Origin of the sequence: Acinetobacter sp. P8-3-8, assembly GCF_000214135.1 — a bacterium.
Classification (GTDB): domain Bacteria; phylum Pseudomonadota; class Gammaproteobacteria; order Pseudomonadales; family Moraxellaceae; genus Acinetobacter.
Window position 1 is genome coordinate 1 of the sequence record NZ_AFIE01000006.1, and the last position, 12304, is coordinate 12304.

Sequence of the window (12304 nt, forward strand, 5' to 3'; positions counted from 1 at the left end):
AAAACCGCAACTCTCTGACGAGTTGCGGTTTTTTATAGAAATTTTACAATTTCTAGATGAAACGATTACATACCACGAGCAGCACGTTTACGATCATTTTCAGTTAAGAATTTTTTACGAATACGAACTGACTTAGGTGTTACTTCAACTAACTCATCATCTTCAATAAATTCTAAAGCTTGTTCAAGCGTGAATTTAATTGCAGGTGTCAATGTTAAAGCTTCATCTGTACCAGATGCACGCATGTTGGTTAACTGTTTCGCTTTTGTTGGGTTCACAGTCATGTCGTCTGAACGTGAGTTCATACCAACAATCATACCTTCATACACTTCTAATTGTGGTTCAGCAAATAGACGACCACGATCTTGTAGAGTGAACAAAGCGAAAGCTAAACATGTACCGTTTACCATTGAAACAAGTACACCGTTTTGACGCTTCGCAACAGCACCTTGTTTAGCAGGGCCATAATGCGAGAAGCTTGAAGTCATAATACCAGTACCAGAAGTAATGGTTAAGAATTCAGAACGGAAACCAATCAAGCCACGTGAAGGTACAGTTGCTTCAATACGCATACGACCTTTACCGTCGACTTCCATATTGGTTAACTCGCCTTTACGGTTACCCATTTGTTCCATTACAGAACCTTGATGCTGCTCTTCAACGTCAAAAGTTACGTTTTCGTAAGGCTCTTGAGTTTCACCATCAACTTCTTTCATGATGACTTGCGGACGAGAAACACCCATCTCGAAGCCTTCACGACGCATTGTTTCGATCAATACTGAAAGGTGAAGCTCACCACGACCAGAAACTTTGAAACGGTCTGGACTGTCAGTATCTTCAACACGTAATGCTACGTTATGGATCAATTCACGATCTAAACGTTCGCGGATATTACGTGAAGTTACAAACTTACCTTCTTTACCAGCAAACGGAGAGTTGTTTACTTGGAAAGTCATCGAAACTGTAGGTTCATCTACAGACAATGGCGGTAAAGCTTCAACATTTTTAGGATCACAGATGGTGTCAGAAATGTTCAACGCATCTAAACCAGTGATACATACGATATCACCCGCTTGTGCAGTATCAACATCAACACGCTCTAAACCGTGGTAACCCATAATTTTTAAGATACGACCGTTACGAGTCTTACCATCTTTATCGATTACTGTTACAGGTGTATTTGTTTTGATTGAACCACGTTGAATACGACCAACACCGATTACACCAACGAAACTATTATAGTCAAGTGATGAAATTTGCATTTGGAATGGGCCATCAGCATCAACAGATGGTGGCTCAACGATGTCTACAATCGTTTCGAACAACGGCGTCATATCTTCCGCTAGTTCTTCTGGAGATGGACCAGCAACACCACGTAAACCTGATGCATAAACGATTGGGAAGTCTAACTGTTCGTCAGTACCGCCAAGGTTATCAAATAAATCAAATACTTGATCGATAACCCAATCTGGACGAGCACTTGGCTTATCTACTTTGTTAATGATCACGATTGGTTTCAAACCACGCGCGAACGCTTTTTGCGTTACGAAACGAGTTTGTGGCATTGGACCTTCTTGAGAATCTACAAGAAGAAGTACGCAATCAACCATAGACATAACACGTTCAACCTCACCACCGAAATCAGCATGTCCCGGGGTGTCAACAATGTTGATGCGGTATTCAGTGTCAGTACGTTTGTCTAACCATTTAATTGCAGTGTTTTTTGCAAGAATGGTAATACCACGCTCAGATTCTAACGCATTCGAATCCATGACACGCTCGATCTCACCCGCGCGATCACCGAGAGCACCAGATTGTTGCAGAAGTTTGTCTACCAGAGTGGTTTTACCATGATCGACGTGCGCAATGATGGCAATGTTACGGAGAGTTTTAATATCAGACATGTAAATTCGATACGCTTTAAATTTGAGGGCAAATTATACAGAAAAATCTTAACTTTTAGTAGTGACAGTTTATTGACAGTTACAAGTTTTTTTCACAAGGACCTGTTTTTTGTTTTGTAATGGCATGTAAAGCGATTAGAATAGCGCCATCTTGCTGCTTCTCCCATTGTGGTCATGTCTGATTTTAATACCCCTCCCAAACAAACTCAGGGTCAAATCGACCTTGTTTATGATCTAAATGATCGTCCAAAACCACTTATCGCTTTTTTTGCGGCCTTACAACATTTATTAGCGATTATTGTTCCAATTGTAACACCAGGTTTACTGATCTGTTTAGCTTTAGGTGTTTCGCCACAAGATACCAACATGATTCTTTCAATGTCATTGGTTATTTCTGGTGTTGCAACGTATTTACAATGTAAAAAAATTGGGCCATTTGGTGCAGGTCTACTGATTGTTCAGGGAACAAGTTTTAACTTTATTGGGCCAATGATCGGTATCGGTTCAGCCATGGTCGCAGCTGGTACACCTGTTGAAGCTGTAATGGCTTCTATTTTTGGTGTGGTCATTGCTGGCTCATTTATTGAAATGGGTGTATCTCGCATTTTACCTTGGGTTAAAAAGCTCATTACACCTTTGGTGACGGGTATTGTTGTTCTGTTAATTGGCTTGACCTTAATTAAAGAAGGTCTGATCAGCATGGGTGGTGGTTATCAAGCCATGTCAGATAAGACCTTTGCCAGTGCCGACAACCTCATTATGTCATGCACTGTACTTGCAATTATCATCCTACTGAATCGTGTAAAAGTTGTTTGGGTAAAAAGCTCAGCAATTTTAATTGCCTTAGTGGTGGGTTATGTTCTTGCAGGCTTTATGGGTTATTTAAACTTTTCTGGTTTAAAAGACGCACCTTTAATTCAAATCCCATCACCGATGCATTTTGGAATTAGCTTTTCTTGGAGCTTATTTATTCCAATGGCTTTTATTTACTTGGTTACCTCTTTAGAAGCGATTGGTGATGTAACAGCAACATCTAAGATTTCTAATCAACCTGTTGATGGTCCTGTTTGGATGGAACGTATCAAAGGTGGTGTTTTAGTGAATGGTGCCAACTCTTTCTTAGCTGGTATTTTCAATACATTCCCAAGTTCTGTATTTGCACAAAATAATGGTGTTATTCAGCTCACGGGTGTTGCAAGTCGCTATGTCGGCATTTGGATTGCCGTATTATTGATCATTCTTGGCTTATTCCCTGCTGTTGCAGGTGTTATTCAAGCCGTTCCTCAAGCTGTGCTTGGTGGTGCTGTAATGGTCATGTTTGGTGCTGTTGCTGCATCTGGAATTAACATTTTATCGGGAATTCAATTAGATCGTCGCGCTCTTCTGATCATTGCAATTTCTTTGGGTCTAGGTTTGGGTGTTGCACAAGTACCTCAAATCTTGGAACATTTACCAGAATTAGTCCGCAATATTTTTAGCTCAGGTGTTGCCACAGGTGGCCTAGCAGCTTTGATTTTAAATTTAGTTTTACCTGAAACTAAAAAATAGTAAATCTATTCTTTATAATGCCCAGCTTAGACTGGGCATTATTGCTCTAACTTTTTATGATGGATGGTGAATATGGAGCCAAGAAGTGAAGTTGTCATTCGACAGCATGACTATCTTTCTGGACGAGTATTATTGGTCAATGCGCCAACGGATGATTTACTTTCAAATTTAGCTCATGACATCGAAGCAAGCGTTTGGACGTGGAACTACAACGAATTACAGTATTTCCAGAATCTAAAAGCAGATGTACATTTTGGTACAGATCTTCCTGAATCTAGCTTTGATCAAGCTGTGATTTTTGTTCCAAAATCAAAAGAGCTCTTGAACTATATTCTGCATAATTTAGTCAGTCGTCTACCTGTCGGTGCTTCTATTTTCCTCGTTGGAGAAAAGAAAGGTGGCGTTGAACGTGCATCAAAACAGCTACAACCTTATGGTCAAGCAACTAAATTGGACAGCGCTCGGCATTGCCAAATGTGGCAATTGACCACCAATACCACAGTTACAGCAAAACCATTACAACAATGGGCTCAACAATACAATGTGGAAACACCTGCTGGTGAACTGACGATTTGCGCTCTTCCTGGTGTATTTAGTCAAAATCATTTAGATATTGGTACTGCTGTTTTACTCCCTTATTTAAAACAAGTGACTTCTGGAAAAATTGCAGATTTTGGTTGTGGTGCAGGAGTAATCAGTGCTTATTTATCTAAATTGAATCCTAAAAATCGTATTTTTGCTTTAGATGTTGATGCTTTTGCATTGGCATCTACACAAATGACTTTTGAAAAAAATAATTTACCTTTAGAACAACTCGAAATAAAAGCAGTAACAGGCATCGAAGATGCACCTTTATTTTTACATGCGATTGTCAGCAACCCTCCATTTCACCAAGGTATTCAGACTGATTACAATGCCAGTGAGACTTTGTGCAAAACTGCACGACGCCATTTAAAATCTGGTGGTGAACTATGGATTGTGGCAAACCGTTTCCTAAATTACCCATTACTCATTGAGCAGAGCTTTAGTCAATGTACGACTAAGGCCGATCAACAAGGCTTTAAAGTGCTGTTCGCCAACACTCAAAAAAATCTTAAGGAAGAACGATGAGCGAAACAGGTCATCCAGAACTCAAGCGAAAACTTGGGGCTCGACATTTAAATATGATCGCCATCGGCGGTTCTATTGGTACAGGTTTATTCCTTGCCTCAGGTCAAACCATTGCAACCGCTGGTCCGGGTGGTGCATTGCTCGCTTATGCACTCATTGGAATCATGATTTATTTCTTGATGACCAGTTTAGGTGAGTTAGCAACACACAATCCGACATCTGGTGCATTCTTTACCTATGGTAATAAATATGTTGAAGAAGGCTTCGGTTTCGCACTCGGTTGGAACTATTGGTATAACTGGGCGATTACAGTCGCATTTGAACTTGTTGCCGTCCAATTCATCATGAAATTTTGGTTCCCCGATATCCCAGGATTTTGGTGGAGTGCCCTATTCCTTGCCATTATCTTCTTTATCAATGCCTTAACAGTTAAAGGTTTTGGTGAAAGTGAATTCCTATTCTCATTGGTCAAAGTCGTTGCAATCATCTTCTTTATTGTGATTGGTTTATTCATGATTGGAAAAATCATGCTTGATCCAACTCAATCTGTAATGACAAACTGGACGCTTGGTGAAGCACCTTTTGTCGGTGGTTTCCAAGCATTGGTTGGTGTAGCCATGATTGCAGGATTCTCATTCCAAGGTACTGAAATGGTTGGGGTTGCTGCAGGTGAATCTAAAGATCCGAAAAAGACCATTCCAATTGCGATCAAACAAATCTTTTGGCGTATTCTTTTATTCTATATCTTGTGTATTTTCATTATCGGAACATTGATTGCGTATACAGATCCAAACCTTGCTTTAGCTGCTGAGGGTGACGGTAATATTACCCTTTCACCATTTACCTTGTTGTATGAAAAAGCAGGTTTAGCTTTCGCTGCAGGTTTGATGAATGCTGTGATTTTAACTGCGATTCTTTCAGCAGGTAATTCAGGCATGTATTCATCTACCCGTATGCTTTTTGGTATGGCTCGTGAAGGTCGTGCGCCGAAATGCTTTGGTAAATTAGACCTACGTGGCGTTCCAATGAATGCTTTGTATGCCACCACTGCGATTGCAGCACTTTGTTTTTTAACCACATTTATTGGTGAAAACCAAGTATTTACGTGGTTACTCAACATGTCTGGTATGTGTGGATTCATTGTTTGGTTGGGTATTGCGATTTCACATTACCGTTTCCGTAAAGGCTATTTAGCTCAAGGTTATAAGCTTGAGGATTTAGCTTATCGTGCCAAATTTTTCCCATTTGCACCTTGGTTTGCCTTCATCCTCTGTACAATCGTTGTGCTTGGTCAAAACTATCAAGCCGTACTCGATGGTAACTGGATGAGTGTCATCTCTACTTATATCAGTATTCCATTATTCCTTGCAATTTGGTTAGGTTATAAATGGAAACATCGTAGCAAACTCATTTCATACAAAGAAATGGATGTACAACCTTTTGATGTTGATAAAGAATAATTTTTAAAATTGATGTAATAAAAGCAGCTTTCGAGCTGCTTTTTTATTGAATTTTCACAGTATCATTATTTAAAAATAAACAACGCCGTTTTAAAAATATTTTTAAATCATTTGACAAACTCTTTTTTATTTATAAAATAGCCGCCATTGGTTCATTTACAACCAAAAGATTTTCATTCACTGTGGTTTAAGCAAACCCCAAAATATAAGGAGTATGACATGCCGAAACAAGAGAGAAATTTTAAATAAGATTAAGCAGTCGTCTACTCACGGGCACTGAATTAATCCCAAGTGTCCGAATGTCAGTTTCAACCTAGCATTCGCTAGGTTTTTTTATGGTCTAAAATTTGAATTTAGTATTCAAATGAAGCCCTTTTAAAACAATATCGGACAATAAAAATAATTTGCTTTGAGAAAGAAAATGAGCATACAAATGATTTTAAACGCCAAAGCGGAATATGGCGTTCCTGTAAAAATTTATACTCAAGATGTGGATGAAGAAAGCTTAACTCAATTGCGTAAAATGGCACAATTGCAATTTATTCACTCCCATATTGCAGTCATGCCTGATGTGCATTTGGGTAAAGGTGCAACGGTTGGCAGTGTGATTCCAACTAAAAATGCCATTATTCCTGCTGCTGTAGGTGTGGATATTGGCTGCGGAATGAATGCTTTACGCATTAGTCTAAAAGCAGGGCAATTACCTGATAATTTAAGCGCTTTACGCAATGCGATTGAAAGAAAAGTACCTGTTGGTTTTGAAATGCATAAACAAGTCAAAGCCAAAGCATCCACCCTTTCACCTTTAGATAAAAAGCTAAAATTAATTACAGATAAACATCCCGCACTTAAACGTATGTTGCGAAGCTTTGATTCAACATGGCAAAAACAACTGGGTACATTGGGCGGTGGTAATCACTTTATCGAACTGTGTATTGATGAAAATGATGATATTTGGGTGATGTTACACTCAGGTAGTCGCGGTCTTGGCAATGTAATTGGTACTTATTTTATCGAACGTGCTAAGAAAGAGGCTCAACATCGTTTTGGGCATGTCCCTGACAAAGATTTAAGTTACTTTGCGGAAGGCTCTACCAACTTTGATGATTATGTTGAAGCTGTAGAATGGGCACAAGAGTATGCTTTTGAAAATAGACGTGAAATGATGCGTTTAATTTTAGAAGCTATTCGCCCTTTACTACCTAGCTTCCAAATGACAAAAGAAGCGATTAATTGTCATCATAACTATGTACAAAAAGAGCTTCATTTTGGTGAGGAGGTTTTTGTAACACGTAAAGGTGCAATTCGAGCAGGATTGGATGAATACGGTATTATTCCTGGCTCAATGGGTGCGCAATCTTTTATCGTCAAAGGTAAAGGAAACCCTGAATCTTTTTGCTCATGTTCACATGGTGCAGGCAGAAAAATGAGTCGAACTAAAGCCAAAAACCTATTTAATCAGCAAGACTTAATTGAGCAAACTCAAGGTATTGAATGTCGTAAGGACAAAGGTGTTGTTGATGAAATACCAAGTGCTTATAAAGATATTCACCAAGTTATGGCCAATCAAAGTGATCTGATTGAAGTGGTGCATACGCTTAAACAAGTATTATGCATTAAAGGTTAATTTCAAATTCATCTCACTTTTCAATGATTTCACTTGAATTGTAGCAACTTAACCCAGACAACTTAACTCAGACTTCATCTCAGTCAATGTTGATTTACTGAGATGAATCATCAATCAACTATATCGAATAGGTTGATGATAATCACCAATGATAATGACTTGTTGGCAAATTCCCTCAGCTTTACGCTGTTGTTCAAATACAGTTACAGACATCGCATCAAAACTATCAAAGAAACAAATTTCCTTTTCATCTATTGAATATACCAAAGAATGGTTACCAACACCGTCCAAAGTATCGTAATAAACAATTGCAAAAAGCCCTTGTTCAACCATTTTTTGAATACCTGAATAAGGCAATGTTTTATGAATTGGAATATTTAAAGAACGAGCTTCAGCATAACAACTGATTTCCTTTTCATGAATATTTAGATCATTATCTGTATAAAAAGTAATATCAAAGCCTAACTTTTTCAATCCTACAGCCAATCCAATACTAAAAGTTCCATCCTCAAGATCATAATGGCAAAGTTTGGTAAGTTGCTCTATTTCAATTTGGATTGAATAATGCTGTAACACCACCCACACAGCAAACATCCCACAATTCGCTTCGAGATCAACCAATTGTTTGGGAAGTTGCAAGCTCATATTTTAGACTAAAACGAAGAAAAAGAAGCATTCATTATAATACGTTTAGGCTTATAGCTTTATATCAAAGTTATTCAAATTACTTTAGCCATCAAATTACTGGATTTTTAAGGTTACAGTCACTCTTCTGTTTTTTGCTCGCCCATCTGCCGTACTATTATTTGCGATTGGTTTTGTTGGCCCTAAGCCTGTTGCAATGAGTTGATCAGGATTCACATGATATTCATTCAGAATAAAGTCTCTCACTCTATTTGCACGAATGATAGATACCTTATTATTCGCTGCTAATGAGCCTGAACTGTCAGTATGCCCTTCTATTTGTAGAATAAAATTTTTATTATTTTTCAATAGCTGTGAAGCAATAGATAAAGTCGGTCGATACTGTTCATCTATTTCAGTCGATTTATTTTTAAAGTAAATTTCTAAACCTTTTTTTAAAGCCGTTGTTTCTTTCGGATATTCTATTTGGATCGAATTCATAGATGGATTGGAAACAGTATTGCTACAGCCATTTAAGCTGATAAAGGCTAAAACGATACAAAGTTTACTTACGATACTGATCAATAAATTTTCATTCATTACTTTTAATTCATTCTTTATTTAGATATTTTAACTATTATATTTGATTTATAAAAAAAAGCGACTCTGACGAGTCGCTTTTTTATTCTCAATAAATTATTGAGTTACAGTACGGCTACCAGTGATCGTCGCGAATACACGACGGTTCATAGCACGACCTTCTTTAGTTTTGTTGTCAGCAATCGGTTGATCCCAAGCGAAACCTTGAGTAGACAAACGAGATGCATCGATGTTGTATTCGCTTACTAGCGCTGATTTAACAGAGTTAGCACGAGCTAAAGATAAACGTTCGTTTAACTTACGTGGACCAGTATTATCTGTGTGACCTTCAATACGAGCAGTCGCATTCGGGAATTCAGTTAATTTTTCAGCTACTTTCGCAACTTCTGGCTTGTATTGGTCTTTGATGTTTGATTTGTTTGTATCAAAGAACACACGAAGTTCCATGTTCAAGTCTTCAGTCAACTGTTGTGGCTCAGGAGCTACTGGAACTGGAGCTGGAACAACTGGAGCAACTTCTACTACAGGAGCAGCAGGCTTCAAGTGACCACCTAGAACTACGTTAAGACCTGCAAGAGCAGTATAGTTCCAGAATTTTTCATCAAAGTTATAAGTACTACGAGCTTCTGTACGAAGAGATAAAGCATCGTTTAAGCGCCAGAAAGCACCAAAACCAGCGTTACCCAAAGTACCTTCTTCATCACTATGGTAAGACATGTCGTCTAATTCATATTTATAATGACCAGCACCTAATAAAACGTAAGGTTTGATTTTGCTATCATAGTCTTTAGTGATCAAATCAGAAGTAACATAGAAGTTACCATTGATTTGTTTTTGCTTATATTCAGAACCAGCAACGCCAGTACCGTCTAAGTCACCTTTAACTTGGTTATATTCAGCTTCAAAACCTAACCATGGAGTAAGCTCAACACCAACAGCAGCACCAACGAATAAATCGTTTTGTAGCTCAGGACCGTTAGTTAACTCGCCCTTGTCACCACCGTTATTGTGTTGAGAATCTTGGAAAGTGTAACCAAGCATTAAAGGTGTAATAGTTACACCAGCGTTAGCAGCAGCGAATGGCGCAGCAACAAGCATTGCAAGTGCGATACGACTCAATTTCATGGATATCCTCCAGAGATAACAATTGTTTTGTTCAAGCTTAGCCTAAAATTTATTGGCTATCCTGAGATAGATTTTAATACCCCAGTATTATTTTTAAGCTATTCATGTTGAATCATACAAGCACTTGATTCTTTTTCCAAGTGCTTGATAACTTTAATCAAGTAAATTATTGACAAAATTACTTACAATTTCCGTTGTAATTCGGTAAATTTTTACTCAATTTTTCTTCATGAATCGCTTATCTTTTTGCTACTTTTATTTTAACAGCAAAAGAATACGATAGTAATAAATATTTTACTACAATTACCTTTGAGACAAATTTAAAAGAAAAAACATTATTTATCAAATAAAAACACACAACAACAGAAGATTTTATTATGTACTTTTATTGTAAAGATAACGGGTTTACCCTGTTTGAACTGATTGTAACTATTTCAATAATCTCAATTTTAAGTTTAATTTGCTTTCCTTATTACCATAATTTAATGCAAAAGCAAGAACTTAACTCGATCAAACCTTTGACTCAACAATATTTATCATTTGCAAAAAGTCAAGCCTTGCTACTGCATCTGCCTGTCGTAATCTGTTCATCGGAAAATTTAATACAATGCCAAGATAACCAATGGAATAACGGTGTTGTGATCTTTACCGATAAAAATCGGAATAAATCAGTCGATGCGGATGAGCATATACTCTTTAAAACTGAACATAACATTAAATATGGACGCTTGACTTGGGTCGGTAGTTCAAGCAGCACCTATGTACTCACATTACAAGGTGATACAGGATTACCCAGAGGCGCACCGGGAAGTTTTTATTATTGCGGTGCAGCTCATCCAGAAAATAATCTAAAACTAAATATCGGTAGAATGGGAAATATCCGCCCTGAGCCAAATCGTAATTGTTAAAAACTGGTCACTACAGTCTACTTATATTCAATATTGCTACTTTCTTCTGAATCAGTTTTTTATATACTGCTAAGGTTTTTGAAAAATCATAGAATACTGATTGGAGAATAGAACAATGACTGACATCGTAATTGTGAATGGTGCACGTACCGCAATGGGCGGATTTCAAGGAAGTCTTGCGGACGTAACTGCTCCTGATTTAGGTGCTGTGACGATTAAAGAAGCCGTTGCTCGTGCGGGTTTACAACCGAGTGATGTACAAGAAGTCATTATGGGTTGCGTACTTCCAGCAGGTTTAAAACAAGGCCCAGCTCGCCAAGCAATGCGTAAAGCAGGTCTTCCTGATTCTACTGGTGCTGTAACCATTAATAAATTATGTGGTTCTGGCATGAAAGCAGTAATGCAAGCGGCTGATGCAATCAAAGCAGGTTCTGCTGAGGTGGTAGTTGCTGGTGGTATGGAATCGATGACCAATGCACCTTATTTATTGCCTAAAGCTCGTGGTGGTTACCGCATGGGTCATGGCGAAATCAAAGATCACATGTTTTTTGATGGTTTAGAAGATGCTGAAACAGGTCGTTTAATGGGTTCATTTGCCCAAGATATGGCAAATACTCGTGGTTATACACGTGAACAAATGGATGATTTTGCAATTCGCTCACTACAGCGTGCTCAAAAAGCCATTACAGAAGGTTATTTCGCGGACGAAATCACGCCTGTGACTGTGTCTACGCGTAAAGGCGATGTCGTTGTTGACAAAGATGAACAACCTTTTAATGCCAATATTGCAAAAATTCCAACTTTGCGTCCAGCTTTTGCTAAAGACGGTACGATTACTGCTGCAAATGCAAGTTCGATTTCAGATGGCGCATCAGCACTAGTCCTAACATCTTCAGATTATGCTACTGAAAAGGGCTTAAAACCACTGGCTAAAATTGTTGCTTATGCATCAAATTCACAACACCCTTCTGAGTTTACCATTGCTCCTGTTGGCGCAATCCAAAAAGTTTTAAACAAAACAGGTTGGGATGCACAGGACGTTGACCTTTGGGAAATCAATGAAGCCTTTGCAATGGTGACCATGTGTCCGGTTGACGATTTTAAACTTGACATCGAAAAAGTTAACATCAACGGTGGTGCATGTGCATTAGGTCATCCAGTTGGTTCAACAGGTTCTCGTATCATTTTAACTTTGATTCATGCACTTAAACGTACAGGTGGCAAGAAAGGTATTGCTGCACTTTGTATCGGTGGTGGTGAAGCAACTGCTGTTGCGATTGAACTTTTATAATAGGTTAGCAATATCGCCGTAATCTTTGTTAAAGCTTTTAATTTTAATAAACTTAGGCAACAAAAATCCTCCATTGATTGGAGGATTTTTTATTTCCGATTACAAAA

At 38.2% G+C, this 12304-nt stretch carries 10 protein-coding genes; 6 read left to right on the forward strand and 4 right to left on the reverse strand.

What is annotated here, in order from left to right:
- Positions 1–65: 65 nt before the first annotated feature.
- The gene (gene typA / locus GGG_RS0104345; RefSeq protein ID WP_010112583.1) at positions 66–1904 is read right to left on the reverse strand and encodes a translational GTPase TypA; all 1839 of its coding nucleotides are present in this window, start codon (positions 1902–1904) and stop codon (positions 66–68) included.
- 174 nt (positions 1905–2078) lie between these two features.
- On the opposite strand from typA, the gene GGG_RS0104350 reads away from it, so the two are divergent.
- The 4 genes from GGG_RS0104350 to GGG_RS0104365 all read left to right on the forward strand — a co-directional run bounded on the left by GGG_RS0104350 (position 2079) and on the right by GGG_RS0104365 (position 7649).
- Positions 2079–3452 carry a uracil-xanthine permease family protein gene (locus GGG_RS0104350; RefSeq protein WP_010112585.1) on the forward strand — a complete coding sequence of 458 codons (1374 nt, stop codon included), beginning with the start codon at positions 2079–2081 and terminating at the stop codon, positions 3450–3452.
- Positions 3453–3524: 72 nt separating this feature from the next.
- Positions 3525–4562, forward strand: coding sequence for a class I SAM-dependent methyltransferase (locus tag GGG_RS0104355; protein WP_010112587.1), 1038 nt, complete (start codon positions 3525–3527; stop codon positions 4560–4562).
- Positions 4559–6022, forward strand: a complete 1464-nt coding sequence (locus GGG_RS0104360) for an amino acid permease (protein WP_010112588.1) — start codon at positions 4559–4561, stop codon at positions 6020–6022. Before GGG_RS0104355 ends, GGG_RS0104360 begins: the two co-directional genes overlap by 4 nt.
- Positions 6023–6443: 421 nt before the next feature.
- On the forward strand, positions 6444–7649 hold the full coding sequence (locus GGG_RS0104365) for an RtcB family protein (protein WP_010112589.1): 1206 nt from the start codon (positions 6444–6446) through the stop codon (positions 7647–7649).
- Positions 7650–7763: 114 nt separating this feature from the next.
- Here the strand turns inward: GGG_RS0104365 and GGG_RS0104370 are convergent, their stop codons facing one another.
- From GGG_RS0104370 to omp38, 3 genes are all read right to left on the reverse strand, one after another.
- Positions 7764–8294, reverse strand: coding sequence for a cysteine peptidase family C39 domain-containing protein (locus tag GGG_RS0104370; RefSeq protein ID WP_010112590.1), 531 nt, complete (start codon positions 8292–8294; stop codon positions 7764–7766).
- A 96-nt stretch (positions 8295–8390) separates the two neighbouring features.
- On the reverse strand, positions 8391–8873 hold the full coding sequence (locus GGG_RS0104375) for an OmpA family protein (protein ID WP_010112591.1): 483 nt from the start codon (positions 8871–8873) through the stop codon (positions 8391–8393).
- Positions 8874–8969: 96 nt separating this feature from the next.
- Positions 8970–9998: an outer membrane protein Omp38 gene (gene omp38 / locus GGG_RS0104380; protein ID WP_010112592.1), complete on the reverse strand. Its 1029-nt coding sequence runs from the start codon at positions 9996–9998 to the stop codon at positions 8970–8972.
- Positions 9999–10375: 377 nt separating this feature from the next.
- Here omp38 and GGG_RS0104385 point away from each other — a divergent pair, with 377 nt between their 5' ends.
- Both GGG_RS0104385 and GGG_RS0104390 read left to right on the forward strand, forming a co-directional pair.
- Positions 10376–10906 carry a GspH/FimT family protein gene (locus GGG_RS0104385; protein ID WP_010112593.1) on the forward strand — a complete coding sequence of 177 codons (531 nt, stop codon included), beginning with the start codon at positions 10376–10378 and terminating at the stop codon, positions 10904–10906.
- A gap of 115 nt (positions 10907–11021) precedes the next feature.
- The gene (locus GGG_RS0104390; RefSeq protein WP_010112595.1) at positions 11022–12197 is read left to right on the forward strand and encodes a thiolase family protein; all 1176 of its coding nucleotides are present in this window, start codon (positions 11022–11024) and stop codon (positions 12195–12197) included.
- Positions 12198–12304: the final 107 nt, after the last annotated feature.